Genomic DNA, 26592 nt, shown 5'->3' with positions numbered 1-26592 from the left:
GTTCTTATTCATTTTTCATCTTTTTCCAAATATACCCAAAATTGGTAACTTTCACAAGTTGAAAAATTACACCTAACTGTTACGGTTATCGCAAGTTGCGGGAGTAGGAACGCGGACTTGTCGGATTAACTTTTTTCTTTCCTGGTTTCTAAAATTACACTTTTTCGACTAAACCCGTTATTTGCGATTAACCGATGTTGGCAGTAGTTTATTTGAAAATTTTCATTTTGGATAACTTGCCTGCGTCAAACCATATTTGAAAATCACTTTTTCTATCTATTTCTGTAATCCCATAAAGGAAAATTTTATCGGACGGGTATGTTTTTACATAGTCATTGTCGACTATTTCTAAAGCTTTTTCTTTATTTATTCCGATATATAATCCGTTCGGAGACTTTCCAGAATACGGCGGATATACAATAACAGAATCAATAATTGGATCAATATTTTCCCAACCTTTATCTACAATTAAGGAAATTCCTTTATCTAAATATTTAATTAATTTACTCCCTTTTTCGGAAATTATAGAATCGTCTGGTCTCCCAAACAATTTTATTATATCACTATATTTTGTTAATCCAGGTTTAATTCCATCTACGTGTTCAAAAGGTATAATTTGACTGACAATTGATGTTGTTTGTGATTTTATTTTTAATAGAGGTTTTATTTTATCTATGCCTAAAATCTCATCGACAAGATTTTTAAATTCTGAATCAAAATTTTGGTTTGAAAAATCGGCATATAATCTATTGCCCATAAATCTTGGTAATGCTTTTTCTTTATTACTCTTAACCATCACCGGAACGAATTTCGTAGTACCTAAATCTTTAATCATTTCACTAGTTACGATCATCTTTTCATAACCAACTCCTCCTTTCATTGAATTAGCTTTTTCTACATAATTCTCTGAACAGAACATCAGAACTCGATCAGCTAATAGAATATTCTCTTCCATAAATCTGGGAAGATCTTCTCCAAATTTTAAATCCCAAACATCGATAATAGCGTCTATTCCATTACTTCTTAATCTGGTTGCAATTTCAATAATCCAATTTTTATAGATAGGAGTATCGTGTGAGTAGGAAATGAAAACTTTAGGAGTATGCATTATATATTATATTATTAGCTAAATCTTGATATAAATTACTGCCAACTCGTTATATCCACCCAAATATACATATTTATCCGAGTATGTTTCGGGATAAACGCAGATCCGACTGTTCTTTATCTCCCTTCTCCAGTAATTTCTTGATGGTGGAATCCAGCGGACTCTCAATTTTAAGTAAGTCTTTTTTGGTTACATGCGTATAGATCATCGTAGTTTCCGGTTTGGCGTGGCCAAGGAGCTCCTGGATATATCTTAGATCTGTTCCGTTTTCCAGCATATGGGTGGCAAAACTGTGTCTTAACGTATGCGGAGTCACCCTTTTCCTGATTTTCGCTCTTTCGCAGCTATCCTTCAGAAATCCGCGAATTGCGGAACTGGAATATTTTCCTCCGTTACCTTCAGCGAAGTAACGCTTAGGTTCATAAGTCTGTAAATAATTCAGCAATAAAGGAAGAAAACTTTCCGCCATCATTACATAACGGTCTTTCCTACCTTTCGCCTGTCTAACCAGAATTTGCCTTCTATCAATATCAAGATCCCGCAACTCGAGATTGATCAGCTCGCCAATTCGCAAGCCTGATGAATAAATAAGGGCGAGAATACTTCGATGTTTCAAATTTCGGGTAAGTCGCAATAGATCGATTAGCTCTTCCTTGCTTAGAACCGTAGGTAAATAACTGCTTTTCTTGGGGCGCTTCAAGGCATTTAGATCGAATAAAGCATTTTCATTAAATTCAAAATAATGCTTTAACGCGCTAATACATTGCCTGTGTGTACTTATAGAATAGCGTTTCAGAGCAACTTCAGATTCTATAAACCTGGCGACATCCCTATGTGTGTAATTCTCTTTTTCATGATGAAATTTCAGAAATGAATGCACAAAAGAAGAATAGGTTTTGATCGTACTTGGGCTGTGTCTGAGTCCTTTTAAGTATTGTACGAACTTTCGCATGGCCAATCTTACTTCAACAGTTTCTACCATGGCAATATCCGGGATCCTGGAGAAATCCAGTAAAGCGGTATTTATCTCTACTTCAATAGTTTTGAAGTGGGAGCTAAGTTTTTCAAGATATTGTTTGCCCGAAGGAATATAAAAGCAGGAATGGGTTCGACTCCATCTTACTTCCTTCAACGTTTTTAAATGGGCTTTTAGTTCCATGTCGAACCTAAAGTCTATACCAATCTGTTCAGCACTTTTATGTCTGAATAGAAACAAATTTAATTGCTTCATAAAATTTAATTAACCTTCAAACATAAATTAAAATACGATTCGTAAAACCGTATTACTTGTGAAAACGTTTAAAAACAGAAAGTGCTGGTTAAGAGGTTTATATTTCAATTGGGTACAAAAAAAGGGAGCCGAAGCTCCCTCAATAATTCGTGAAATTGAACAATGTCTTATGCCATCATTACAGATTTTGCATTTACGAATTCATGCAATCCAAATCCACCATGTTCTCTACCATAACCTGAATCTTTCACACCACCAAAAGGCATATTAGGCTTGGCAAGTCCAAAAGAATTGATAAATACCATTCCGGTATCAAAATGCTTCTGTGCTAATTCCTTAGCCTTAGCTTCGTCTTTAGAGAAGATTCCTCCGCCAAGACCAAATCTACTGTCATTCGCAATTCTCATAGCATCATCAGTATCTTTTGCTTTGATTAACGACGCAACAGGTCCAAAAAGCTCATCATCGTAAGCCGGTTGTCCTGGCTCAAGATTTTCAAGTACAGTCGCTGGATAATAGAATCCGTCGCCTTCTGGAAGTTTCCCTCCACATAGAATTTTAGCTCCTTTTTTCACGCTCTCTTCTACCTGCTCATGTAGCTCTTCCCGTAGATCCTTTCTAGCCATTGGTCCCAGATCGCTGTCTTCGCTTGTAGGATCTCCAAGTTTAATGTTTTTCATTTGCTCTACAAAAGCATCTCTAAATTTGTCGTAAACTGCATCTACTACGATAAATCTTTTCGCGGCAACACAGGTTTCTCCATTATTATAAAGACGTCCCTGTACACAGGTTTTTACAGCAAGATCAAGATCTGCATCATCAAGCACAATATAAGCATCATTACTTCCCAGTTCCAATACCGTTTTCTTAAGTGCTTTTCCAGCTTTTTCACCAATAATTCTTCCGGCACTTGGGCTACCTGTAAGGGTAACTCCGCGTACTAGTTTGTTTTCGATCACCTCATCACTCTGGTCATGCGAGATCACCAGTGTTTTAAATAAATTTTCTGGCAAACCAGCGTCCTTGTAAATTTGCTCCAGTAAGATTCCTGTTCCGGTTACGTTTTCAGCATGCTTCAGCAATACTCCGTTTCCAGCCATAAGGTTGGCAATAGAATAACGCACTACCTGGTAAGTTGGGAAATTCCATGGTTGTATTCCATAGATCACGCCCATTGGAGAGTAGGTAATAAAACCTTTTCCACCTTCTGGCAATTCTCTTTCCTCATCCTGCAGACTCTTTGGTCCGTTTTCGGCAGTATAATCACAAATAGCTGAACAGAGTTCAATTTCCTGGTGTCCCTGCTTTTCCAGTTTCCCCATTTCCTCTGTCATTAATTTGGCAAGTTTGTCTTTATTCTTGTCAAGCTCTTTTCCAATATTAACAATAATTTTTGCGCGCTCTTCAGCAGGCTTCATTTTCCATTCCAGAAATGCTTCGTGACAGGACTCGATCGCCTTGTTCATTTCGTCATTGGTCATCGTATCATAAGATTGAATTTCCTTCCCGGTTGCTGGGTTAATAGTGGTCATTTTTGATTCCTTAGACATAATTTTCTTTCTTTTTGTTTAGCAATTTTTCTTGAAAGCTAAGTTACGCCTTAAGAGAGCCGAAGCTTAATAAGACTTCGTTAAATGAATTCTTCGGTAGGCCCCTTAACTTTAAAATTTTTATAAAACTTTCTTCTGAAGTATCAATATTTCCCGAATTCAGCGAAGCTTCCGAAGTATCCTACCAAATCGCTGGGAATTGTTCTCGATAATCTTGCTAATTTTAAAGGGTAAAAATCCTAACTTATGATGACCGAATTGCAGGAGGCCTATGGTTTCCTATTTGAAAGAGAATTGCTCGAAGAGATCGCCGAATGTGGATCTATTCGTAAGATCAATGCAGGGGAGCGCATTATTGAGTTTGGCGATTATGTTACCGGGATGCCCTTGCTGCTCAATGGTGCTATCAAAATTTTACGCGAAGACGGTGATGGTGATGAATTGCTGCTTTACTTTATAGAAAGAGGGGATACCTGCGCCATGACTCTTAATTGCTGCATGGGCCAGACCAAAAGCGAAATTCGTGCGGTAGCCGAAACCGATACTACCATGATTATGGTGCCAATCACTAAAATGGAGGAATGGACGGCGAGGTTTAAAAGCTGGAGAAATTTTGTTTTTGAAAGCTATCACTCCCGTCTTTCTGAAATGCTGGATACTATAGACACGATCGCATTTCTTAATATGGATCAGCGTATTATGAAATACCTGCGGGACAAGGCTAAGATCAATGGTGATGAGAATGTTCAAAGTACCCATCAGCAAATCGCATACGATCTTCATACGTCCAGGGTGGTAGTTTCCAGGTTATTAAAGAAACTCGAACTGGATGGAAAGATCAAACTACAAAGAAACCAGATCAAGGTCATCGATCTATAATGCTTCTGTAACACTTGTTACTGCACGTGCTCTATGAACCCAATACATTTGTTCCGAAATTAAATTACTATGGATATTCTTGAAATTCTCGGTTATTTTGGAGCTTTACTTATAGGAGTGGTGCTTGGACTCATAGGTGGTGGAGGTTCCATACTTACGGTGCCGGTGCTGGTGTACCTTATGGCAATCAATCCTGTGACCGCGACGGCTTATTCTCTTTTTGTGGTGGGAACTTCAGCTTTGGTGGGAGCGCTTAGAAATCTTCCGAAGAAATTAATAGATTTCAGGACCGCGATTGTTTTCGCAATTCCCGCATTTATCGCTGTATACCTTACCAGGATGTACCTCGTTCCAGCAATTCCAGAAGAGATCTTTAGTATTGGCGGACTCATGATTACCAAGAATATCGGGATCATGCTATTTTTCGCGATTATCATGGTGGTCGCCTCAATTTCGATGATCACTCAAAAATGTACTGAGGATACTGGTGAAGAACAAGCAGTGCAGTATAACTATCCTTTGATCATTTTAGAAGGGATCGTAGTTGGACTGTTAACGGGGATCGTTGGAGCTGGTGGTGGTTTCCTTATCATCCCGGCATTGGTCTTACTCGCCAAGCTTCCCATGAAAAAAGCGGTGGCTACTTCCTTACTCATTATCGCATTTAAAAGCTTGATCGGCTTTATGGGGGATGTTCAAAACCTTGAGATCGACTGGCCGTTTCTACTCATATTTACCGGGCTCTCCATTGCAGGAATCTGGCTGGGAGTTTATCTGAATAAATTCATAGATGGGAAGAAGTTGAAAAAAGGCTTTGGTTGGTTCGTTCTGGTGATGGGTATCTATATTATTCTAAGCGAACTGCTATAATCTCTTTTGAAGTTTTACTTCGGAAAATTCTAAAGTTTTTGATTCTTCTGAAGTCTTCATGGAACATGCGTTAAATTCAGAAATTAAAGTGTTTCTGAAGGGATGAAGCCTTTAAAATTCAGTAAATTTACAAGCCGAAAGAACAGGTGTTCCAACCTTCTTTTTGAGGTCGGAATATCATCCAAATCATTCCGTTATGGAAAACCTCGATTACGCCAGACTCCAAATGGCTTTTACCCTCGGATTTCATATTATTTTTGCATGTATTGGTATGGTAATGCCCTTTTTTATGGTCGTTTCTCATAAAAAGTGGCTGAATACCCGAAAGCCTATTTATTTAAAACTTACTAAAGCCTGGCAACGCGGAGTTGCCATTTTTTTTGTCACCGGTGCAGTATCGGGAACCGCGCTGTCCTTTGAGTTGGGAATGCTCTGGCCTGAATTTATGAAACATGCCGGTCCTGTAATAGGAATGCCATTTTCGCTGGAAGGTGCAGCCTTCTTTGTGGAAGCGATCGCACTTGGATTCTACCTGTATGGATGGAAAAAACTTCCCGAAACTTTTCACTGGATCACTGGTATTATCGTAGGAATTTCGGGAGTGATCTCAGGGATTCTCGTAGTATCTGCTAATGCCTGGATGAATTCCCCAACAGGATTTGATGTGCTTAATGGCGCATATGTGAATATAGATCCGGTAAAGGCTTTTCTTAACGATGCATGGTTTACCCAGGCTCTGCATATGACCCTGGCTGCTTTCGCCGCTACTGGCTTTGCTGTTGCCGGTCTGCATGCCATACAAATATTACGTAACAAACGCCCAGATCTGCACAAGGCTGCCTTTAAGATCGCCATAGTTTTTGGAGCGGTTGCAGCGCTTTTACAACCAATTAGTGGTGATCTGTCTGCCAAGGATGTAGCACAAAGACAGCCAGTAAAACTGGCGGCAATGGAAGCACACTATGAAACCCAGAAAGGAGCTCCGCTTTACATCGGTGGGATCGTGGATGCGGAAAATAAAACTGTGAGCAATAAGCTAGAAATACCAAAAGCATTATCCTTCCTGGCCTTTGGAGATTTTGATGCTGAGGTAAAAGGACTGAATGATTTTCCTGAAGAAGATCTTCCACCGGTTCCTGTTGTACACTACGCTTTCCTGGCCATGGTGGGAATTGGTAGTTTACTAATGCTGGCGGCTTTGATCTATTTTATCAGTTTAAAGAAGAAAAGCTGGCTCAATAACAAAAAGTACTGGTGGCTGTTCGCGATACTAACGCCTTTAGGATTTGTGGCCGTGGAAGCAGGTTGGGTAGTTACCGAAGTAGGAAGACAACCCTGGATTGTGTACAATATCATGCGTACTTCTGAAGCTGTAACGCCAATGCCTGGATTAAAATTCAGCTTTTACCTATACGTAACAATTTACGCCATCCTTGCGGCGATGGTAACCTGGCTAATGCACAGGCAGATCAAGGTTCTTAATAACTCAATCGGGTAGGTATGTTATACGTAGTACTTTTTTTTACGTTTTTCTCTCTATTTCTATATGTTCTCTTGGGTGGTGCCGACTTTGGAGCTGGCATCGTGGAGCTCTTTTCGTCCAGGGAGAACAAGGAATTGAATAAACTAACGGTCTATAAGGTCATGGGACCGGTATGGGAAGCAAATCATATCTGGTTGATCATTTTGATCGTGATTCTCTGGATCGCTTTCCCTGTATACTTTAATATTATCATCATTTATCTTCATATTCCGCTTACGCTGGTGTTACTGGGAATTACCATGCGTGGTGTAGCTTTTATCTTCAGGCATTATGATGCGGTAATCGATGGGACACAGGTATGGTATAATCGTATGTTCAGGATTTCCAGTCTTATTACACCAATTTTCCTCGGAATGTCTTTTGGAGCATTGGTAAGCGGTAAGATTGTAGTTACAGATGATTACTCTAATACTACGTTCGCTGAAATTTTTATGTATCCTTGGCTGAATACCTTTACGGTTCTCACAGGATTATTCTATGCTGCACTTTGTACTTTCCTGGCTTCAACTTTATTAATTGGAGAAACTGAAGGTGATATCAGGAAAATGTATAGTCAAAAATCGGCAATCTTTACAGTAGTGCTGGTATTGGTGGGTGGTGCAGTGCTGTTCTATGGGTACTGGTATGATTTGGTTTTTATAAAAGAATTTCTTCAGAATAAAATATCTCTGATAGCGATCGCATTATCAGCATTATTACTTATTCCTCTATGGTTTGCAATTGGTAAACAGAAACGTGTACAGACCAGGATCTATGCAGGCTTACAGATTCTATTAGTCATTTTTGCTGCAGTACACACTCATTTTCCTCGCCTTATCATTACCAGTACTTCGGAAGTAAATATGGTCGAAAACACTGCTCCGGAATCTGTAATGTATGTTCTGGGTATTTCTTTGATCATTGGAGGCGGGATCATATTGCCGGGATTATTTCATTTGATGAAATCGTTTAATATGATCAGGATTCCGTCCAGATCAGGAAAACATACAGCTGAAGACTAAATAATACGGAACTCTATTTATGAGCTAATAGATTTTCATTAATTTCATCCTTTACAATCTAATTTAAATTTAAGTCTATGAAATCAACAATTTTAAAAGGTATGTTTATGAGTGCGATCCTTTTGTTCGTCGCTTGTGGTGAAAGTACAGATGCTGTGGAATCTGGAACTTACCAGGGAACAGTAAAGGAAGTAGAAGCAGATAAGACAGAGATCTACGTTACTACAGATGATGACAAGACTTTGGAGCTATATTTTACTGAAACTACCAGCCTTACCAGAAATGGAAGCGAAGTAGAGTTTTCTGAACTTGAAGAAGGACAGAAAGTAGAAGTGGAAGTTGAAAAGAATGGAAAAAGACTGGATCCTATTTCAGTAAAAATCATGGAATAATGGAAACTCAAATTCCTGAATTTTGGCGGACAGAGGTTTTTCATCCTCTGTCCGTTCATTTTCCAATAGTTTTATTGTTACTGGCCACCCTTTTTAAGATCATGAGTCTATGGTCTGGAAGAGAAACCTGGCATTTTGGTGGCCGACTTTTACTAATCCTGGGGGTTATTGGGATCTGGATTTCTATTTATACCGGTGATCTGGCAGATGGGATCGTTTCCCGTAAATTGTGTGATCCAACTATTTTAAAAGATCACGAGAACTTTGCCTACACGACTGCCTGGTTATTCAGTATTGGGCTTTTACTGGAGATAGTATTGCATTACTTCAAAAGCTTCAGGAATAAACTGACTAATTTTGTGGTTGTCCTGCTTTTAGTGGCGGGTTCTGCTTGCCTGGCCTATGTAGGTCATCTTGGTGCAAGCCTGGTCTACCAGCAAGCCGCAGGTGTGAATATTCCTTCTGAAAATTGTGCAGAATTTAATTGAAAATGGATTTAAAAGAACACTGGGAAAAGATTTATAATGCCAAACAGTTTGAGGAAACCAGTTGGTACCAGCCAAAGCCGGTATACAGCCTTGAGATCATCCGTTCTCTTGGTCTTTCACCTGAAGCCAATATCATTGACATTGGAGGAGGAAATAGTTTTCTGGTAGATCATTTATCGGAATTGGGATATGTGAACATTCATGTGCTGGATATTTCAGCAAAAGCATTGCAGGATTCGCAAAACAGATTAGGGGCTAAAGCTGAAAAAATTAAGTGGATAGAGTCTGATGTAACTAGCTTTAAACCAGAAACATCATTTGACCTGTGGCATGATCGTGCGGCCCTGCATTTTCTTACCGAAGATAAGCAGGTAGAGGATTACGTTTCAGTTTTGAAGAATTCTTTAAAAATTGGCGCTTATTGTCTTCTATCAGTTTTTTCTGAAAACGGACCCGATAAATGTAGTGGAATCACGATCAGGAAATACGCAACTTCAGATCTCGAGCAGCTTTTAGAATCAGATTTTGATACGGTAAGGCTCGAGAATCGGGATCATACAACTCCGTGGGGAGCAAAACAGAATTTTTCGACTGGGCTTTTCAGAAGAAAATAAAGAGCGAACTCAGTCGCATTTTCATAGAAAACTTTAAATTTAGAATGTTTCTTCAATTTTAAAGGCTACTCTATGACTTCACAAGAACTATCAGATCTACTAAAAATTCAGCAAAAGGCATTTACAAAGTCCCCTCCAGAATACGAACAGAGAATGGAGGCCTTGGCTAGTCTTTCAGAAATGGTAGAAAAAAACCAGGAACGATTGATAGAAGCCGTTTCTCAGGATTTTGGTCATCGTAGCTCTGAAGAAACAAGCATTCTGGAACTTTTTCCTTTACATGATGAGATCAAACATGCCCGGCGACATCTTAAAAGCTGGATGAAAAGAAAATCGGTTCGCAGTTCATGGTTTTTGTTGCCTTCTACTGCATACTATCAATTCCAGCCTCTAGGTTCTGTAGGCATCATGGGCGCCTGGAATTACCAGGTTCTGTTAACACTTAGTCCATTGGTAGACGCAATAGCCGCGGGAAATCATGCGATCATCAAACCTTCGGAAATTGCTCCGGCATCGGCAGAAGTGATCAAAGATTTGATCAATAAGACATTTGACAGATATTATATCCACTGTGTCACTGGTGATGCAGAGCTTGCCAAAGATTTTTCTTCGCTACCATTTGATCATCTATTCTTTACCGGTTCCACCCGGGTGGGAAAATTGATTATGGAAGCAGTGGCACCAAACCTTACACCGGTCACTCTGGAACTTGGTGGAAAATCCCCGGCGATCATTCATGAATCCTACGATCTGGAACTAGCTGCAAAGAGGATCATGGCTGGTAAACTTTTTAATGCCGGGCAAACCTGTGTCGCACCAGATTACCTGGTTATGCCTGCAGATTTAAATGATAAGTTTATAGAATACAGCAAACAGGTAGTAGAAAAGTTCTATCCAGATATTGCGAACAACAAACAGTATTCCTATATCATTAGCGATAAACATTTTAAACGTTTAATATCTTTACTCGAAGAAGCTAAACAAAAAGGTGCCAAAATTATCGAATTGTGCAAAACCAATGAGTTACCAGAAGGAATGATGACTCCAAAATTGGTCCTGGGCGTTAACGATGAGATGGCGATTATGCAGGAAGAGATCTTTGGTCCGCTATTGCCCGTATTAAACCGTGAATCCGTGGAGCAGGGAATCGAATATGTAAACGCGAATGCGAAACCTCTGGCACTTTACTATTTTGATGATAACCAGGATCGTATAGATCATCTTTTAAAATTCACGCTTTCAGGTGGAGTGACCATTAATGATACTATTTACCATCTGGCGCAACACAGGTTGCCTTTTGGTGGAGTGGGAGCAAGCGGAATGGGGCACTATCACGGTTTTGACGGTTTTAAAACCTTCTCGAAAAAGCGGGCAGTCATGCAACAGAAGAAATTCGCGGCAACAGATATTCTGCATCCACCTTATACCGACATTATAAAGAAACTAATTGGCGTAATGGGAGATATTAGCAAAGTTTAGAGATTTTATGGAAGGAGATTTAAAACAGAAAATAGTTGAGGTAAACGGATTCCCGCACATTCCCTTTTATTCTGAAGAGTTTACAGAGGCCGAAATGCTGGTAAGAGCCAGAAAGTTCTATTCAGCACTTACTGCTCGAAGATCGGTTAGACATTTTTCAGCTCGACCGGTAGCGAAAGAAATTATTGAGCAATTGATTCTTTCTGCTGGAACGGCGCCTTCAGGAGCACATAAACAGCCCTGGAAATTTTGCGCGATCTCTTCTGAAGAAATTAAAAGAGATATAAGAATCGCTGCAGAAGAGGAAGAACAGACTAATTATAGTAGCAGGATGAGCGAACAATGGCTGAAAGATCTGGCGCCTTTGGGAACCGATACCAATAAGGAGTTTTTAGAGATCGCCCCCTGGATCATTGTGGTTTTTAAGGAAGCCTACGAAATCGGATCTAAAGATGAAAAACTTACGAATTACTATGTAAATGAGTCGGTTGGGATCGCCTGCGGAATGCTAATTTCTGCTATTCATAATGCCGGACTTGTCACTTTGACGCATACACCCAACCCTATGAACTTTCTTTCAAACATTCTCAAACGGCCAAAGAATGAAAGACCTTATTTATTATTGCCGGTAGGTTATGCTTCGAAAAACGCCTTGGTACCGGATATTGAGCGAAAAACGCAATCACAGATCACGGAGTTTTACGAATGAAAAAACGCCGTATCTGTAGGGTGATACGACGTTCAATTTTAAAAACCTGTAAAATCTAACCGCTTGCAATGTAGGTGAAAGCTCAAAAATTGAAAGTAACATTTGTTACAAAACCTAAACTAATCAATTAAATGCCAGTTATGTACATACAGCGTGATTCAGAATGGGCAAATAAAATGAGAAATTTTGAGCTATATCTTAATGGAAAAAAGATTGGTGATATCGGCGATAATGAAACAATTATGTATTCGGTCCCGCCAGGTATTTACAGTCTGGAAGCTAAGATAGACTGGTGTGGTAGTCGGCCACTTGCTTTTACACTTAGTAAAGATGAAAGCATACATATCCAGGTTTCAGGATTTGTGATGTCAAAGTATTTTATGCCCTCTGCGATCCTTATCGCTTTGCTATATTTCTTTCTGTATTTAAAATATGATTATAACAGCCTCGTACTTGGGGTGATCTTAATGGTATTACTTGGCTATTTGATATTCTTTCTAAGCTTTGGAAGAAACTATTACTTAAGACTGCAACTAAAATAGAAAACCCCGGTAGATGCCGGGGTTTGAGGATTATTCTGGAGTTTCACATCTGCTATCGATGAGGTTCCTCTCTTTAAGCTCCTGCCAGAAACCTGATGGAATCTTCGTCTCAAAAGCTTTCATGTTCTCTTCTACCTGCTCTGGCTTACTGGCACCTGCCAGCACCGTATTTACAACTTTAGGAGCATAAGAGAATTGAATGGAAGCCTTACTTAGATCCACGTCATACTTCTCTGCTACTTCTTTCATTCCGTTTAACTGCTCTACTTTATCATTGGGCATTGCCCCACTATAATTATAGCGCTTCTGTCCTGATAACAGGCCAGCACTAAATGGTGCTGCAGCAATAAGTCCCACGTCGTGTTTCTCAATCACGGGAAATAATTCATCCAGCGATTTTTTATGATCGATCATAGAGTACTGAATAGCAGAAAGGAACAGATCAGGATCTGCATCTGTCTCTTCCAGGGTTTTTACTATAGGTTCTATGGTATTAACTCCAAGACCCCAACCTTTAATAATTCCTTCTTCTCGCATTCTGGTAAGTTCTGGCATCGCGCCAGTTTTTGCTACTTCAAAATGATCCAGCCAGGTTGTACCATCTTTATATTCATCGTTATGATCTGGTGAAAGATCATGAATAAATACATAGTCTATGCTTTCAACTCCCAGTCTTTGTAAACTGTCTTCAACAGATCTTCTTACAGCTTCTGCAGAATAATCATATTCATAATCGAAAGGAGAAGGTTCATTCCACATTGTTTCCGGCTTATTTCCATTAGCCTTTAATAGTCTACCTGCTTTGGTCGTAAGGATATAATCTTCACGTTTTTTGTTATGCAGAAAATGTCCAAATCTTCGTTCACTTAATCCCAATCCATACCATGGAGAGGTATCATAATAACGCACACCTGCATTCCATGCTCCTTCAAGGGTTTTTTCTGCTTCTTTATCGCTAAGTACTTTGAAACCGTTTCCAATGGCTACACCACCTAGTCCGAACTTTTGTTTTAAAACTTCTCTACTCATAATTCATTTTTTTAGCAGTTTAAAATTAGGCAAAAGCTATAGCCTGAAAGGGATGTTTAACGCACTCTAACATACAAGGTTTTCGTACGTTAAGTTTCTCAAAAAACAACTGTAACCAATGTTACTTCCTATCCCACAAGATATTTCTATTTTTGTAAAGCAATGAATGTGGAGAAATATCTAGAGATCATCCAGAGTTCTTTTTCAGGGTATGCAAATTACCTCTGGAACGAGATTACCAGTCCTACCTGGACCAGTTATTTTTACTGGCTTATAGGTTTGTCCCTTTTGGTTTGGACGTTAGAGGTATTGATCCCCTGGAGAAAAGAGCAAAAACCAATACGTAAGGGATTCTGGCTCGACTCTTTTTATATAGTATTCAATTTTTTCCTGTTTTCGCTTATTGGATATAATGCGCTGAGTAATGTTGCCGTCGAGATATTCAATGATTTTCTGGGACTTTTCGGGATCAATAATATTGTTGCTTTTCAAATAGATCAGCTACCAGCCTGGACGCAATTACTTATCATGTTCGTGATCGCCGACTTTATTCAGTGGAACGTTCACAGGCAGTTGCATCGCAGGATATGGTTATGGGAGTTTCATAAGGTACATCATAGTGTAAAGCAAATGGGTTTTGCGGCACAGTTCCGGTTTCATTTTATGGAAACCATCATATATAAAACGGTTCAATATATTCCGCTGGCTATGATTGGCTTTGGGATACAGGAGTTTTTCGTGGTACATATGTTTGCAGTATTGGTTGGTCATTTAAATCATGCGAATCTAGGTTGGGGCTACGGACCCCTGGGTTACATTTTTAACAATCCAAAAATGCATATCTGGCATCATAGTAAAGAATTGCCCAAGGACAGACCCTTTGGAATGAACTTCGGGTTAAGTCTTAGTATCTGGGATTATCTCTTTGGTACCGCCTATATTCCGAAGAATGGAAAACAAATAGAATTAGGATTTCATGGAGATGAAAATTTTCCGGAGACTTTTAAAAGTCAGACCCTGTATCCTTTCAGAAGAAAATAAAGTTTAAGAACAATAAATAAAGATCATATTATGGATTTAAAGCAATTTAAAGACGAACCACTGGCACATTATTCTTATGCTATTGTTAGTGAAGGTAAAATGGCGCTGGTTGATCCATCCAGAAACCCGATGCAGTATTATTCTTATGCTGAATCCAAGAATGCTAAGATCGTGGCTATTTTTGAAACGCATCCACATGCCGATTTTATTAGCGGACATATGCAAATTCACCAGGAAACGGGTGCGACTATTTATACCAGTGAGATGGTGGGAGCAGATTATCCTCACCAGGGATTTGATGATGGCGACAGTTTGGAAATGGGTAAGATCACCTTTAGTGCGATCAATACCCCAGGGCACTCACCAGATAGTATTACGATAGTTGCGAAAGAGGACAAAGACACTGCACTTTTTACCGGTGACACTTTGTTCATTGGAAACGTAGGAAGACCAGATCTTCGCGAAAAGGCTGGGAATATGACCGCTAAACGAAAGGAACTGGCGAGTGATATGTATCACACGATCAAGAATAAATTTACAGATCTTCCAGATGATGCGTTGGTGTATCCTGCTCACGGTGCAGGTTCTCTCTGCGGAAAAAACATGAGCGATGATTCTTCCAGTACACTTGGAAATGAAAGACAGGGCAACTGGGCATTTAAAGAACAGGCAGAAGAAGAGTTTATTGAGGAAATACTGAAGGATCAGCCATTCATTCCTAGCTATTTTGGTTTTGATGTAGATGTGAACAAAACCGGGCCAGAGAATGTACAGCGTACCAAATGGGCTAATGAAGTACGTCTTTATGTTACTGAGAAAGAAGATGAAGATATGCTGGTAGTAGATACCAGGGATGAAGAAACTTTTAAAAACGGTCATCTTTCTAATAGTATTAATATCATGTGCCGTTCAGAAAAAGATAAGTTTGAAACCTGGCTGGGTGCGATCGTTAAACCGGAAGAAGCATTTTACCTGGTGATCGAATCTGTAGACCAACTTGAAGAAGTACTTGAAAGAGCTGCGAAGATTGGTTATGAAAAACAGATCAAAGGAGTTTATACGCTTGGAGAAAATCTTCCAGTGGAAAACAGGGAATTTGACCTCGAAGATTTCAAAAACAACCAGAACAACTACACGATCGTGGATATTAGAAATACCAGCGAAGTGAATGAAGGTAAGTTTTTCGAAGATGCGATCGCTGTTCCTTTAAATCAACTTAGAAAGGAACATATCGAGATTCCTTCACACAAACCGGTAGTGGTTCATTGTGCCGGAGGTTACAGATCTGCTGCAGGTAGCAGTATTCTTGAAAATATCTTTGAAGCCACAAGGGTTTATGACCTTAGTGATGATATCAAGGAATTTAAATAATAGTAACTAAATTCAAAATTAGAGCCTGGGAAATTCCCGGGCTTTTTTTATGGAAAGCTGTCAAATTTTTAATGATCGGCTTTAAATCGAGAAACCTTTAGATAGAAGTTTAAATATTTTGGGCTTTTTTTGATATTTCAGCAATAGAAATTGCTTTGTAATTTTTCTATATTTACGCTCCTACGGTTAAAATCAATACATAAACGTATTTATGGATAAAAAATACAAGGTTAAAGTAAATGAAGATTTTGAGTTCGAGTTCAGCCAGGAAGAGATCGCTGCACTGGATACCCAGAAAACTTCAGAAGCACATTATCATATCTTAAAAGATAATCGTTCCTTTTCCGCAGAAGTCTTCAAACCAGATTTCCTTCACAGAAAATATGACATTAAGATCAACTCCAATATCTATTCGGTAAGGATCAATAACGATCTGGACCAGTTGATAGAGGAGATGGGACTTTCATTAGGTAGCTCTCAGCAAGTAAACGATATCAAGGCACCTATGCCAGGACTTATCCTGGAAGTAAATGTAAAAGAAGGTGATGAGGTCAAAGAAGGTGATTATCTGCTGGTTCTTGAGGCCATGAAAATGGAAAATACACTTACGGCACCCAGAGATGGCGTGGTGAAATCTGTTAGCGTAAGCAAGGCAGATACGGTAGAAAAGAATCAGTTATTGATCGAAATGGAATAATGATAATATTCAAAATTTCAGGATTAGAAATATGAAGAAAATATTAGTAGCAAATAGAGGCGAGATCGCGCTTAGAGTAATGAAAACTGTAAAACGTATGGGTATAGATACGGTTGCAGTTTATTCTGAAGCAGATAGAAACGCACCTCACGTTCGGTTTGCAGATGAAGCAGTTTGCATTGGACCTGCGGCATCCAGCGAATCTTACCTTAAAGGAGATAAGATCATTGAAGTTGCCAAACAACTCAGCGTGGACGGGATTCACCCAGGTTATGGTTTCCTTAGTGAAAATGCAGGTTTTGCTGAAGCTGTGGAAAAAAATGGCATTACCTGGATTGGTCCTGGTAGTAAAGCGATCAAGGTAATGGGAAGTAAGCTTGCCGCGAAAGATGCGGTTAAAGCCTACGATATTCCTATGGTTCCCGGGATAGACGAAGCGATTACCGATACTGAAAAAGCAAAGTCAATTGGAAGAGACATTGGCTTTCCAATTCTTATCAAAGCCTCTGCTGGTGGTGGAGGAAAAGGAATGCGTGTTGTTGAGAAAGAAGAAAACCTGGAAGACCAGATGAAGAGAGCGATTAGCGAAGCTGAATCTGCTTTTGGCGATGGCTCGGTCTTTATCGAGAAATACGTTTCTTCACCAAGACATATTGAAATACAGGTATTATCTGATACTCACGGTAATTATTTACATCTGTTCGAAAGAGAATGCAGTGTACAGCGAAGACATCAGAAAGTTGTGGAAGAAGCACCTTCAGTGGTTCTTGATGATGACTTGCGGGCAAAAATGGGGGAGGCAGCAGTAAAAGTTGCCAAGGCCTGTGATTATGTAGGCGCAGGAACAGTGGAATTTCTTTTCGATGAGAACAGGAATTTTTATTTCCTGGAAATGAACACGAGATTACAGGTAGAACACCCTGTAACCGAATATATAACGGGTGTGGATCTTGTTGAACAACAGATCAGGATCGCTCGTGGGGAGGCAATTGCTTTTAGCCAGGATGACTTAAAGATCAAAGGACACGCTATGGAACTCCGCGTTTATGCTGAAGATCCTCTGGAAGATTTTATGCCAAGTACGGGAACCCTTGAGAAATACCAGATTCCGCAGGGTGAAGGAATTCGAATGGACAATGGTTTTGGAGAAGGAATGGAAGTACCTATCTATTATGATCCCATGCTTGCAAAATTGGTGACCTATGGTAAAACCCGGGAAGAAGCGATCGAGGTGATGATCAAGGCGATCGACAATTATATCGTGGAAGGTGTTTCCACAACCCTTGCCTTCGGAAAATTCGTTTTCCAGCATGATGCTTTCAGAAGCGGTGATTTTGACACCCATTTTGTCAAGAAATATTATTCGCCGTATGCGCTGAAAGAAGAAACAGAACAGGAAGCCAGACTGGCAGCATTACTGGCGCTTAAACAATATTTAAATGATAAGGAACAGCTAAGGCTGCCTTCAAACTAATTCTATATAATTCAGAATCATACGAATGAGTCAGAATCTAGAAAAATTAAAAGAAAAGATTGCTGAAGCCCACAAGGGTGGAGGTGAGCAAAGAATAGCCAAGCAACACGAAAAGAAGAAACTTACCGCCAGAGAGCGCGTAGATTATCTTCTGGATGAAAATTCCTTTGAGGAGATAGGCATCCTGGTGACCCACCGTACTACCGACTTTGGAATGGACAATCAGAAATTCTATGGTGATGGGGTTGTTACAGGTTATGGAACAATTCACGGCAGGTTGGTGTATGTATTTGCACAGGATTTCACGGTTTTTGGAGGTTCACTTTCAGAAACCCACGCCGAGAAGATCTGTAAGATCATGGATATGGCTGTAAAGGTTGGTGCACCGCTTATTGGACTAAACGATTCCGGAGGAGCAAGGATCCAGGAAGGAGTAAAATCTCTAGGTGGATATGCTGATATATTTCACAGAAACGTAAAAGCTTCAGGCGTAGTTCCTCAAATTTCAGCTATTATGGGACCTTGTGCCGGTGGAGCTGTATATTCTCCTGCTATGACCGACTTCACCCTAATGGTGGAGGATACTTCCTATATGTTCGTTACCGGTCCTAACGTAGTGAAAACGGTAACTAATGAAGAGGTGACTTCCGAAGAACTTGGAGGAGCCAGCACACATTCTACAAAATCCGGGGTTACACATGTGACTGCTGCAAACGATATCATTTGTCTTGAAAATATCAAGCAATTAATAAGTTATATGCCGCAGAATAACAAAACTGCTCCAGAAAAGCTGGAATTTAAATTAGGCGATGAACACAGGGAAATACTGGAAAGTATCGTGCCTGACAGTTCCAATAAGCCTTATGATATGCATGAAATCATTCATGGTATTATAGATGAGGATTCATTCTTCGAAATTCATAAAGATTACGCCGAGAATATTATTGTTGGTTTTTCACGAATTGGAGGACGTAGTGTCGGGATCATTGCGAACCAGCCAATGAGTCTTGCGGGAGTTCTGGATGTAGACGCTTCCAAAAAAGCAGCGAGATTCACCAGGTTCTGTGATTGCTTTAATATTCCCCTATTGGTGCTGGTTGATGTACCAGGTTTCCTTCCGGGAACAGATCAGGAATGGAACGGGATCATCCTGCATGGCGCAAAATTGTTATATGCATTGAGTGAGGCGACAGTTCCTAAAGTCACGGTGATCACCAGGAAGGCTTATGGTGGTGCCTATGATGTAATGAATTCCAAGCATATTGGAGCCGATCTTAACTTTGCCTGGCCTACTGCGGAAATTGCGGTAATGGGAGCAAAAGGAGCTTCAGAAATTATCTTTAGGAAAGAGATATCACAAGCAGAGGATCCGGAAAAGAAACTGTCAGAAAAGGAAGCTGAATATGCTGAAAAATTCGCCACTCCTTTTGAAGCTGCACAACGTGGCTTCATCGATGAGGTGATCATGCCGAAGGATACGCGTAGAAAGTTGATACGTGCGTTTAGTGCACTTGAAAATAAAGCGGTTCTAAGACCGGATAGAAAACACGGTAATATCCCGTTATAGGGAATTTCAAATTACATATAAATGCTGAATGGGAATTCAGCATTTATTTTTTACTGAAATTTGAAAATGATGAAATTCAATAAGATCGTTCTGGTAGACCATACAAAAATGAACGAGGAGTCCATAACTAAACTGAAGGAATTTTCAGATAACGGGGTAGAGGTATATGACGATTACCCGGAAGATGAGCAGACAATTATAGATAGGATAGGTGATGCAGAAGCGATTATTTTGTCATGGCATACTCAGATTACCGAAAATATCATAGAGTGCTGTTCCAGCTTAAAGTATATAGGAATGGCTTGTAGCCTGTACGATGATGAATCTGCAAATGTGGCGGTGAGGTTCGCCCGGGATCACGGAATCGAAGTGTGCGGAATTCGCGATTATGGAGATCCTGGTGTAGCTGAATTTATAATTTCTGAATTGATTCAATTATTAAATGGGTATTCTGGTAAACAATGGAAAGACATGCCCCGGGAGCTAACCGATCTTAAAATTGGGATTGTAGGTCTGGGAACTACCGGAAAGCTGCTGGCAGATTGTTTAAAGCCGTTTGGAGCAGATCTTTACTATCATAGCAAAACCAGGAAACAGGATTATGAGAAGAAAGGTTTGAAATATCTTGAATTACCGGAACTAGTGGAAACCTGTGATGTACTAAGCTTCCATTTGCCAAAAAATACTCAGGTAATGACTTCAGAATATTTTCAGAAGTTTGGAAATTCTAAAATTGTTATCAATACCAGCCTGGGGCTTCCTTTTGAACTTGATAGCTTCAGTAACTGGATAGCGCAGGATTCCAGTTTTGGGATCTTCGATGGTGATGGTGGGAAAGAGCTTTCCGAAGAAATAAAGAAAGGAGATAATGTGATCGCCCACGATAAAAGTGCAGGCTGGTCGTCCCAAACTCTTGTAAGGCTTTCTGAAAAAATACTACAAAATCTGGCAAACTTTTGTGATGATAGATAGTGTAACCATTGTTACTTAAATATCGGTGCACTTCTCGCATCTTTGCAATCAATAAAAAATAATTATGGATCTAATTTTTCAGGGTTGGCCCTGGTATGTGGCTGGACCGCTTATCGCACTCATTATGTTTCTCCTCATTTTTATGGGGAAGCAGTTTGGAATGTCTTCAAACCTTCGAACTTTATGTACTATATGTGGAGCAGATAAATCTGCCGGCTTTTTTGATTTTAACTGGAGAGCTCAAAAGTGGAATCTTGTGGTGATCGTTGGAGCCGCCATTGGTGGTTTTATAGCGATGAACTTTCTAACCGTAGATCCTGCAGTGACCATTAATCCAGATACGGTCGCAAACCTTAATGAACTTGGTTTTTCCAGTGCAGGTGAAGCATATCTTCCAGATGAATTATATGACATTGATGCTCTTACAGACTGGAAAGCGCTTAGTATCCTTATTATTGGAGGATTTTTGATAGGTTTTGGTGCTAGATGGGCTGGTGGATGTACTTCTGGACACGCGATTTCAGGACTTAGTAATTTACAGTTGCCTTCGTTGATCGCTGTAGTTGGATTTTTTATAGGTGGATTATTTATGATCCATGTGTTGTTCCCTTTAATTTTTTAAGAGATGAGAGTAGTAGGATATTTAGTAATAGGAATCATGTTCGGTATTGTAATGTTCAAGTCTGAAGCAGCTTCCTGGTTCAGGATCTACGAGATGTTCAGGTTCGAGTCATTCCATATGTATGGAATCATAGGTTCAGCTCTAGTCATTGGCGTACTTGGGACTTTACTGATCAAGAAAAAAGGAATGAAGGATGTTCAGGGTGAACCAATCACTTTTCAGCCAAAAGAAAAAAGTTTCAGTAAATATATGTATGGCGGAATTATTTTTGGATTGGGATGGGCGCTAGCAGGAGCCTGCCCGGGACCAATTTATACACTCATTGGTGCAGGTTATGTAGCCGTGATCGTAGTTTTCCTGGCAGCAATGCTTGGGACCTTTGTTTACGGACTTTTACGTGATAAACTTCCGCATTAATCAATAGACTATAACATAAAAAAGCTTGCTGAAATCTTAAATCTCAGCAACTTTTTTAATTAAATCTAAACTCTGGAAATAAGCTCTGGCTAATTCACTTTTTCAGCCTTCATATATAATTCCTGGGTCCGAATTTTATCTATCATTTCTTTACCTTTTTCAGCAACAGCTTTCCACTTTTCAGAATTATGGATTTTATCATAGGCAGCTGAATCTGGCCAGACACCTTCCATAAAATAGCTGTAATCATTATTCTCTGCGATTTTATACAAATGATAACCGGCTTCCGGGTATCCTTCTTCACTAATCGCATGATTCATTTCCTTAAGGAAATCACTTACTTGCTTCTCACTAACATCATCCGGAAGCTTGAATAAGTGCAGACTTTTTTTACCAGCTGCTTTGGTATTGTTCTTTAGTTCTATCTGAATTACTTTAAACGAGGTATCACCAATGTTCATAGGTTCGTGTTTGGTTTTGTCCACCCATAAAACATCTCCGCTATTTCCCTGCATTTTAAGCGTCTTTCCCTCACCGGTTTTCATACTCGCAGTATGCTCGGTAAGAAACACGGCTACTCCTTCAGGATGCGTATGCATTTTTGAGGACTCCCCGGCATTGTAGTTAATTCGAAGAACTCTAACCTGGTCATTTTCAAGTTCTACTTTGTAATGTTCAGGATCGATCTTTATCGCATCCTGTGCATGTATTTTTATTACTGAAAACAGGAAGAGTAAGGTAAAAACCTGAATTCCTGAATACTTTAAAGATATTATATTCATTGTCTATATAGATATTGATGATTTTATATTACTAATATCAGCAGACTTTGCTAAAACACTCCTTTAGAACTTTGAGGTTCCTGTCTACAAATTACTACTCGATGGAATCCTGCATGCTTCTCGATTCTTCCAGCATTCTAAGAGCATCGTTCATTCCGGCATTATCGAAATAGAGATATTCCTTTACGATCTTTCCATCCTGAAATCTGGCGGTTATATGCACCGGGATCACGATCATTGAATCGTTTTCTGCGATTGTACCTTCCCATTCTCCCCAGAAATTAACCCAGGTTTCCCCGGCATCTGTCACCACCATTTCAAATTCATTTTCAGAATCCACGAAATCATAGGAAGAAAGTGCCGAGTTATTCTGCTTGTGCATAGCTACCGCGGCAGATACATCTATTGATTCCCGACTATTATAAAAAAGTTCTACGCTGTCTGCGAAGTGGGATTGATACTCATCCCATTCTCCGTTCTCATAATTCTGCAGAACATTTTTAAAAGTATTGATCTGTTCTGAATCTTGCGTGTACCGGATCTTTTCTTCCTCCTTATTATTCTGATTACAGGAAATAAGTAGAAATATGCATGAAAATAAAATGAATAAATTTTTCATAATCTTAATTTTCAGCCTGGTAAGAGATCTCAGGTTTTACATGTCCCGTAACAACTTCACGTTTAGAGAAAACTTTCTGTATTTCTGAAGATAGCTTTTCACCTTCTTCGCCAAGTAACTCCCCATTCTCTTTTCTCATTTTTTCTACTGAAGCAGCATCCTTACCAGAAACGGCTACCATAAAATAGGAATCCATAGTTCCGAAGCCACTTCTATAAAGTCGGTAGTAAGCTTTTGAATCTTTATCTTCATAAAGTTTCTTGGCAGCTTTAGCCATTTCTACAGCTTTATCTATTTTTCCTGGAGGAATATGATAAAACACAAGCTCTCTGTAATTCATTCCTTCCATACTTTGATCCATACCTTCAGGCATGTAGGAATGCTCTTTATCAAGATTTAGAATATAGTCTCCGTGTTTGGTAAAAGTTTCAGCAAAAGGTTCAAAGAGCTTTTCGAAAGCTTCTTCGCCCATTTTTTCCTGCAGGTCTTTGAAAGGATTTTTATCCAGTTCCGCAAAATTGTCAATTTCAGTGAGGTACATTAGGCGATTATCATCTGCCTGAAATGCCAGCCATTCCATTCCATCCATATTGTGCTCTTTAGCAGCTTTCAGTAAGGCTTTGTCGGCTTCAATATGCTTATCCATCATACCGTCTTTAACGCGATCTTTGTGAACAACATACATTTGATAATTATCATTCTGCGCGGTCAATAGACTTGTGGAACATAGCGAAAGAGTCAGGAGAATCGAAAAGGATCGTAGTAATTTCATTTGGTCTGGTTTTTTATGGTTAATAACCTTGAATTTAGCAAGTAATCCATTGTATATGAGTAGGTTTTGGACGTAACCAGGCTAAAACTGTCCGGGCGTAGCTAAAAAGTTTCCGAAGAGAAAAAATTTAAAGATAAGGAGGATGAGTTACAACGCTATATGACCTGTAAATGTTGAAATAGCTCTATTCTCATGTTCTTACTCAGAGGAAGTGTATGAGAAGCGATGAGGACATGATTGCTTCCTATCTCATCGATATGGGAGAGATTGGCAATATACGATCGATGAATTCTTAAAAAACGTTTATCGGTAATTTTATCATTGACTTCTTTCAGGGAACAAACCAGCAGAAATTTCTTATTCCTGGAATATACCTTGCAATAATTGCGGTCTGCTTCGATATAGTGAATATCATCAAGCGAAATTCTTACCATGGTATCCTGGCAGCGAACAAAGATCCGGTCTTTCAGAATAAGTTGACAGTCCGTTTTCGCTGGCTTCTTTCGTAATTTTTCTAGCGATTCTGAAATCTCCTCTTTAAAGAATTGTTTCTGATCTTTCAGTTTATGGAAAATTAACTTCTGAAGTGACTTTGTTTTACTTCCGTTGAAATACAGAACTGAATGATCCCCCTTTGACTTATTGGATTCAAACCCATTCAGCTGACCTTTAAGATGATCTTCCATCAGAATAAGATCTGGTGCATCCTGTTCTATAAAATTAAGCGCATCTTTTGCTCTAGAGAATATACCTGTGATTTGATAGCCCAGTTTATTAAGCCGTAAAGATAACTTTGCAGCCATGGGAATGTTGTTTTCAACAATAATGATCTTCGCTTGCCTGGTCATTCATCAAAAGTATACTATAAATATACTGAAACTATTGATAACCAGAGGAGTATGAGGGGTTTATCTTATTCTTGAACTTCCGGGGGAAGTAGGATAGAAGGAGGGAAGTGTGATTTTATATTTTACAACAACAAGTCTTATGCTAATTACTGTAAGCGCTGTAGCGAGGTAAATTACGTCCGCATTCATTCCCAGGTCGTAAAGAGTGACATAGGCAAGCGCTCCAATAAGGCAGGCGGTTGCATAGATCTCTTTTCTAAAGATCACCGGAATTTCATTACAGAGAATGTCCCGTAGAACACCACCAAACGTTCCAGTCATGGCGCCAAGTGCTACAGAAATTATTGGATCAAGACCGTTCTGTATTCCGGTTTCCACTCCGGTAATGGTAAATACACCAAGTCCTATGGTATCAAATAGAAAAAGTGATTTCTTTAAATAATTCAGCTTATTTCTGAAGACGATCGCCAGAATTGTTACGATACCAATGAGATATATGTACATGATATTTTCCATCCAGGTAACCGGGGTATCTCCAATTAGAATATCCCGCACAGTTCCACCGCCAATAGCTGTAACGAAAGCAATTATAAAGATACCGAAGAGATCAAGTCTACGGTTCATGGCAGATAAAGCACCGGAAATCGCGAATGCGATCGTACCGAGGATATCCAGGATGCTAAACAAACTTATTTCCATACTTGGCAAAGGTAGTTTTATCTTTTAAATTTGCCTGATTGAGTGATAGTTTCGTGCTTATTTTAGCTTCCTATTTAGATATAGATTAAGTTAGTATCTATTTTTGTAAGTTTTAGCACAAACTACCTACTTTTATAACATAGAAAACCAAAAGACATGAGTGATACTATCGAAAGAATAAAATGCCTGATCATAGGTTCAGGTCCTGCGGGTTATACAGCAGCGATCTATGCCGCAAGGGCAGATATGAAACCAGTTATGTATACCGGAATGGAACCAGGCGGACAGTTAACTACCACCACGGAAGTTGACAATTTCCCAGGTTATCCTGAAGGTATCGATGGTCCAAAAATGATGATGGATCTGCAACAGCAGGCTGAACGTTTTGGAACAAAGGTGAGAATTGGAATGATCACTGAAGTTGACTTTTCAAAAGAAGTAGGAGGGATCCACAGAGCTCTTGTAGACAATAAGACCTGGATCGAAGCTGAAAGTGTAATTATATCTACCGGTGCAACTGCCAAGTATTTAGGTCTACCTAGTGAGCAAAAGCTTAGAGGTGGAGGAGTATCTGCATGTGCAGTATGCGATGGGTTCTTTTATAAAGGTCAGGATGTTGCTATAGTAGGTGGTGGTGATACCGCTGCGGAAGAAGCTACTTACTTATCTAATATTTGTAATAAAGTGACCATGCTGGTTCGTAAGGACTATATGAAAGCTTCTAAAGCAATGCAGCATCGTGTGGAAACTACCAAGAACATTGATCTTCGTTATAATACTGAAGTAGATGAGATTCTTGGTGAGCAGGTAGTCGAAGGACTTAGAATGGTGAATAACCAGACTGGACAGAAGGAAGAAATCGATATTACAGGATTTTTTGTTGCTATTGGACATAAACCAAATACCGATATTTTCAAAGGTTGGTTAGATATGGATGAAACTGGTTACGTGATTACCGAGAGCAAGACCACGAGAACTAATATCCCAGGAGTTTTTGCTTCCGGTGATGTTCAGGATAAGGTTTACAGACAGGCAATTACTGCTGCTGGAACAGGATGTATGGCAGCACTGGATGCAGAAAGATATCTTGCAGAAATAGAAGTGGAAGAAGATATTCAAAAGCCACAAACAAGACCTGAAACAGTTTAATTCAGGTACTATATGGTACTATATAAAAGAAAAAAAGTCCCGCAATTGCGGACACTATCCCGTAAAGTGTGTAAGTTCTAAATAAAGGGGTTTAACTTTTATCTAAAGTTGAACCCTTTCTTCGTAT

General features: G+C 39.5%; 28 protein-coding genes. 19 read left to right on the top strand and 9 right to left on the bottom strand.

What is annotated here, in order from left to right; all coding sequences use genetic code 11:
- Positions 1-208 precede the first annotated feature (208 nt).
- The 3 genes from ACSHZO_RS15160 to ACSHZO_RS15150 form a co-directional block, all read right to left on the bottom strand.
- Entirely contained in the window at positions 209-1108 is a 900-nt protein-coding gene (locus tag ACSHZO_RS15160) for a toll/interleukin-1 receptor domain-containing protein (protein ID WP_298248276.1), read from the bottom strand.
- Positions 1109-1181: 73 nt separating this feature from the next.
- Entirely contained in the window at positions 1182-2339 is a 1158-nt protein-coding gene (xerA, locus tag ACSHZO_RS15155) for a site-specific tyrosine recombinase/integron integrase (RefSeq protein WP_298248277.1), read from the bottom strand.
- A 167-nt stretch (positions 2340-2506) separates the two neighbouring features.
- Complete coding sequence (locus ACSHZO_RS15150; protein WP_298248278.1) at positions 2507-3889, bottom strand: NAD-dependent succinate-semialdehyde dehydrogenase; 1383 nt, start codon at positions 3887-3889, stop codon at positions 2507-2509.
- 246 nt (positions 3890-4135) lie between these two features.
- On the opposite strand from ACSHZO_RS15150, the gene ACSHZO_RS15145 reads away from it, so the two are divergent.
- From ACSHZO_RS15145 to ACSHZO_RS15100, 10 genes are all read left to right on the top strand, one after another.
- Positions 4136-4768 (top strand): Crp/Fnr family transcriptional regulator, encoded by a 633-nt coding sequence (locus tag ACSHZO_RS15145; RefSeq protein WP_298248279.1) that lies wholly within the window; start codon positions 4136-4138, stop codon positions 4766-4768.
- A 69-nt stretch (positions 4769-4837) separates the two neighbouring features.
- Entirely contained in the window at positions 4838-5638 is an 801-nt protein-coding gene (locus ACSHZO_RS15140; protein WP_298248280.1) for a sulfite exporter TauE/SafE family protein, read from the top strand.
- Between the two features lie 196 nt (positions 5639-5834).
- Entirely contained in the window at positions 5835-7136 is a 1302-nt protein-coding gene (locus ACSHZO_RS15135) for a cytochrome ubiquinol oxidase subunit I (RefSeq protein WP_298248281.1), read from the top strand.
- 2 nt (positions 7137-7138) lie between these two features.
- Entirely contained in the window at positions 7139-8182 is a 1044-nt protein-coding gene (locus ACSHZO_RS15130) for a cytochrome d ubiquinol oxidase subunit II (RefSeq protein ID WP_298248282.1), read from the top strand.
- A gap of 77 nt (positions 8183-8259) precedes the next feature.
- Entirely contained in the window at positions 8260-8574 is a 315-nt protein-coding gene (locus ACSHZO_RS15125) for a hypothetical protein (protein ID WP_295181291.1), read from the top strand.
- Complete coding sequence (locus tag ACSHZO_RS15120; protein ID WP_298248283.1) at positions 8574-9062, top strand: DUF2231 domain-containing protein; 489 nt, start codon at positions 8574-8576, stop codon at positions 9060-9062. The genes ACSHZO_RS15125 and ACSHZO_RS15120 overlap by 1 nt, the downstream gene beginning before the upstream one ends.
- A gap of 2 nt (positions 9063-9064) precedes the next feature.
- Positions 9065-9676, top strand: a complete 612-nt coding sequence (locus ACSHZO_RS15115) for a class I SAM-dependent methyltransferase (protein WP_298248284.1) — start codon at positions 9065-9067, stop codon at positions 9674-9676.
- A 72-nt stretch (positions 9677-9748) separates the two neighbouring features.
- Entirely contained in the window at positions 9749-11155 is a 1407-nt protein-coding gene (locus tag ACSHZO_RS15110; protein ID WP_298248285.1) for a coniferyl aldehyde dehydrogenase, read from the top strand.
- Between the two features lie 7 nt (positions 11156-11162).
- Positions 11163-11864: a nitroreductase family protein gene (locus ACSHZO_RS15105; protein WP_298248286.1), complete on the top strand. Its 702-nt coding sequence runs from the start codon at positions 11163-11165 to the stop codon at positions 11862-11864.
- Between the two features lie 131 nt (positions 11865-11995).
- On the top strand, positions 11996-12406 hold the full coding sequence (locus ACSHZO_RS15100; protein WP_298248287.1) for a hypothetical protein: 411 nt from the start codon (positions 11996-11998) through the stop codon (positions 12404-12406).
- Positions 12407-12436: 30 nt separating this feature from the next.
- Here ACSHZO_RS15100 and ACSHZO_RS15095 read toward each other — a convergent pair whose 3' ends face one another.
- Positions 12437-13435, bottom strand: coding sequence for an aldo/keto reductase (locus tag ACSHZO_RS15095; protein WP_298248288.1), 999 nt, complete (start codon positions 13433-13435; stop codon positions 12437-12439).
- A gap of 168 nt (positions 13436-13603) precedes the next feature.
- On the opposite strand from ACSHZO_RS15095, the gene ACSHZO_RS15090 reads away from it, so the two are divergent.
- The 8 genes from ACSHZO_RS15090 to ACSHZO_RS15055 all read left to right on the top strand — a co-directional run bounded on the left by ACSHZO_RS15090 (position 13604) and on the right by ACSHZO_RS15055 (position 21596).
- A complete protein-coding gene (locus ACSHZO_RS15090) occupies positions 13604-14476 on the top strand; it encodes a sterol desaturase family protein (protein WP_298248289.1) in 873 nt (290 codons plus the stop codon).
- A gap of 30 nt (positions 14477-14506) precedes the next feature.
- Positions 14507-15847 carry an MBL fold metallo-hydrolase gene (locus ACSHZO_RS15085; protein ID WP_298248290.1) on the top strand — a complete coding sequence of 447 codons (1341 nt, stop codon included), beginning with the start codon at positions 14507-14509 and terminating at the stop codon, positions 15845-15847.
- A gap of 211 nt (positions 15848-16058) precedes the next feature.
- Complete coding sequence (locus ACSHZO_RS15080; protein WP_141877994.1) at positions 16059-16544, top strand: acetyl-CoA carboxylase biotin carboxyl carrier protein subunit; 486 nt, start codon at positions 16059-16061, stop codon at positions 16542-16544.
- 31 nt (positions 16545-16575) lie between these two features.
- Entirely contained in the window at positions 16576-18018 is a 1443-nt protein-coding gene (gene accC, locus ACSHZO_RS15075) for an acetyl-CoA carboxylase biotin carboxylase subunit (RefSeq protein WP_298248291.1), read from the top strand.
- A 25-nt stretch (positions 18019-18043) separates the two neighbouring features.
- On the top strand, positions 18044-19585 hold the full coding sequence (locus tag ACSHZO_RS15070; protein ID WP_298248292.1) for an acyl-CoA carboxylase subunit beta: 1542 nt from the start codon (positions 18044-18046) through the stop codon (positions 19583-19585).
- Between the two features lie 66 nt (positions 19586-19651).
- On the top strand, positions 19652-20557 hold the full coding sequence (locus tag ACSHZO_RS15065) for an NAD(P)-dependent oxidoreductase (protein ID WP_298248293.1): 906 nt from the start codon (positions 19652-19654) through the stop codon (positions 20555-20557).
- A gap of 64 nt (positions 20558-20621) precedes the next feature.
- On the top strand, positions 20622-21179 hold the full coding sequence (locus ACSHZO_RS15060) for a YeeE/YedE family protein (RefSeq protein ID WP_298248294.1): 558 nt from the start codon (positions 20622-20624) through the stop codon (positions 21177-21179).
- 3 nt (positions 21180-21182) lie between these two features.
- The gene (locus tag ACSHZO_RS15055; RefSeq protein ID WP_298248295.1) at positions 21183-21596 is read left to right on the top strand and encodes a DUF6691 family protein; all 414 of its coding nucleotides are present in this window, start codon (positions 21183-21185) and stop codon (positions 21594-21596) included.
- An 89-nt stretch (positions 21597-21685) separates the two neighbouring features.
- Here ACSHZO_RS15055 and ACSHZO_RS15050 read toward each other — a convergent pair whose 3' ends face one another.
- The 5 genes from ACSHZO_RS15050 to ACSHZO_RS15030 form a co-directional block, all read right to left on the bottom strand.
- Positions 21686-22378: a cupin domain-containing protein gene (locus ACSHZO_RS15050; protein WP_298248296.1), complete on the bottom strand. Its 693-nt coding sequence runs from the start codon at positions 22376-22378 to the stop codon at positions 21686-21688.
- Positions 22379-22472: 94 nt separating this feature from the next.
- On the bottom strand, positions 22473-22997 hold the full coding sequence (locus tag ACSHZO_RS15045; RefSeq protein WP_298248297.1) for a nuclear transport factor 2 family protein: 525 nt from the start codon (positions 22995-22997) through the stop codon (positions 22473-22475).
- Positions 22998-23001: 4 nt separating this feature from the next.
- On the bottom strand, positions 23002-23769 hold the full coding sequence (locus ACSHZO_RS15040; protein WP_298248298.1) for a hypothetical protein: 768 nt from the start codon (positions 23767-23769) through the stop codon (positions 23002-23004).
- A gap of 155 nt (positions 23770-23924) precedes the next feature.
- On the bottom strand, positions 23925-24617 hold the full coding sequence (locus tag ACSHZO_RS15035; protein WP_298248299.1) for a LytR/AlgR family response regulator transcription factor: 693 nt from the start codon (positions 24615-24617) through the stop codon (positions 23925-23927).
- 60 nt (positions 24618-24677) lie between these two features.
- Positions 24678-25316, bottom strand: coding sequence for a trimeric intracellular cation channel family protein (locus ACSHZO_RS15030; RefSeq protein ID WP_141877985.1), 639 nt, complete (start codon positions 25314-25316; stop codon positions 24678-24680).
- A gap of 156 nt (positions 25317-25472) precedes the next feature.
- Between ACSHZO_RS15030 and trxB the strand changes: the two genes are divergently transcribed.
- Positions 25473-26465: a thioredoxin-disulfide reductase gene (gene trxB / locus ACSHZO_RS15025; protein WP_298248300.1), complete on the top strand. Its 993-nt coding sequence runs from the start codon at positions 25473-25475 to the stop codon at positions 26463-26465.
- Positions 26466-26592 lie beyond the last annotated feature (127 nt).

The organism is Christiangramia sp. 3-2217-3z (assembly GCF_051195275.1).
Taxonomy (GTDB): domain Bacteria; phylum Bacteroidota; class Bacteroidia; order Flavobacteriales; family Flavobacteriaceae; genus Christiangramia; species Christiangramia marina.
The sequence above is the reverse complement of the archived record's forward strand: the minus strand, read 5'-3'. Positions and strand labels throughout refer to the sequence as shown.

Coding starts and splice junctions, on each gene's coding strand:
- ACSHZO_RS15145 (WP_298248279.1), top strand. CDS start 4,136: ATGATGACCGAATTGCAGGAGGCCTATGGTTTCCTATTTGAAAGAGAA.
- accC (WP_298248291.1), top strand. CDS start 16,576: ATGAAGAAAATATTAGTAGCAAATAGAGGCGAGATCGCGCTTAGAGTA.
- ACSHZO_RS15115 (WP_298248284.1), top strand. CDS start 9,065: ATGGATTTAAAAGAACACTGGGAAAAGATTTATAATGCCAAACAGTTT.
- ACSHZO_RS15110 (WP_298248285.1), top strand. CDS start 9,749: ATGACTTCACAAGAACTATCAGATCTACTAAAAATTCAGCAAAAGGCA.
- ACSHZO_RS15035 (WP_298248299.1), bottom strand. CDS start 24,617: ATGACCAGGCAAGCGAAGATCATTATTGTTGAAAACAACATTCCCATG.
- ACSHZO_RS15060 (WP_298248294.1), top strand. CDS start 20,622: ATGGATCTAATTTTTCAGGGTTGGCCCTGGTATGTGGCTGGACCGCTT.
- ACSHZO_RS15050 (WP_298248296.1), bottom strand. CDS start 22,378: ATGAATATAATATCTTTAAAGTATTCAGGAATTCAGGTTTTTACCTTA.
- ACSHZO_RS15040 (WP_298248298.1), bottom strand. CDS start 23,769: ATGAAATTACTACGATCCTTTTCGATTCTCCTGACTCTTTCGCTATGT.
- ACSHZO_RS15100 (WP_298248287.1), top strand. CDS start 11,996: ATGCCAGTTATGTACATACAGCGTGATTCAGAATGGGCAAATAAAATG.
- xerA (WP_298248277.1), bottom strand. CDS start 2,339: ATGAAGCAATTAAATTTGTTTCTATTCAGACATAAAAGTGCTGAACAG.
- trxB (WP_298248300.1), top strand. CDS start 25,473: ATGAGTGATACTATCGAAAGAATAAAATGCCTGATCATAGGTTCAGGT.
- ACSHZO_RS15135 (WP_298248281.1), top strand. CDS start 5,835: ATGGAAAACCTCGATTACGCCAGACTCCAAATGGCTTTTACCCTCGGA.
- ACSHZO_RS15125 (WP_295181291.1), top strand. CDS start 8,260: ATGAAATCAACAATTTTAAAAGGTATGTTTATGAGTGCGATCCTTTTG.
- ACSHZO_RS15095 (WP_298248288.1), bottom strand. CDS start 13,435: ATGAGTAGAGAAGTTTTAAAACAAAAGTTCGGACTAGGTGGTGTAGCC.
- ACSHZO_RS15045 (WP_298248297.1), bottom strand. CDS start 22,997: ATGAAAAATTTATTCATTTTATTTTCATGCATATTTCTACTTATTTCC.
- ACSHZO_RS15130 (WP_298248282.1), top strand. CDS start 7,139: ATGTTATACGTAGTACTTTTTTTTACGTTTTTCTCTCTATTTCTATAT.
- ACSHZO_RS15105 (WP_298248286.1), top strand. CDS start 11,163: ATGGAAGGAGATTTAAAACAGAAAATAGTTGAGGTAAACGGATTCCCG.
- ACSHZO_RS15120 (WP_298248283.1), top strand. CDS start 8,574: ATGGAAACTCAAATTCCTGAATTTTGGCGGACAGAGGTTTTTCATCCT.
- ACSHZO_RS15150 (WP_298248278.1), bottom strand. CDS start 3,889: ATGTCTAAGGAATCAAAAATGACCACTATTAACCCAGCAACCGGGAAG.
- ACSHZO_RS15070 (WP_298248292.1), top strand. CDS start 18,044: ATGAGTCAGAATCTAGAAAAATTAAAAGAAAAGATTGCTGAAGCCCAC.
- ACSHZO_RS15065 (WP_298248293.1), top strand. CDS start 19,652: ATGATGAAATTCAATAAGATCGTTCTGGTAGACCATACAAAAATGAAC.
- ACSHZO_RS15080 (WP_141877994.1), top strand. CDS start 16,059: ATGGATAAAAAATACAAGGTTAAAGTAAATGAAGATTTTGAGTTCGAG.
- ACSHZO_RS15085 (WP_298248290.1), top strand. CDS start 14,507: ATGGATTTAAAGCAATTTAAAGACGAACCACTGGCACATTATTCTTAT.
- ACSHZO_RS15030 (WP_141877985.1), bottom strand. CDS start 25,316: ATGGAAATAAGTTTGTTTAGCATCCTGGATATCCTCGGTACGATCGCA.
- ACSHZO_RS15140 (WP_298248280.1), top strand. CDS start 4,838: ATGGATATTCTTGAAATTCTCGGTTATTTTGGAGCTTTACTTATAGGA.
- ACSHZO_RS15055 (WP_298248295.1), top strand. CDS start 21,183: ATGAGAGTAGTAGGATATTTAGTAATAGGAATCATGTTCGGTATTGTA.
- ACSHZO_RS15160 (WP_298248276.1), bottom strand. CDS start 1,108: ATGCATACTCCTAAAGTTTTCATTTCCTACTCACACGATACTCCTATC.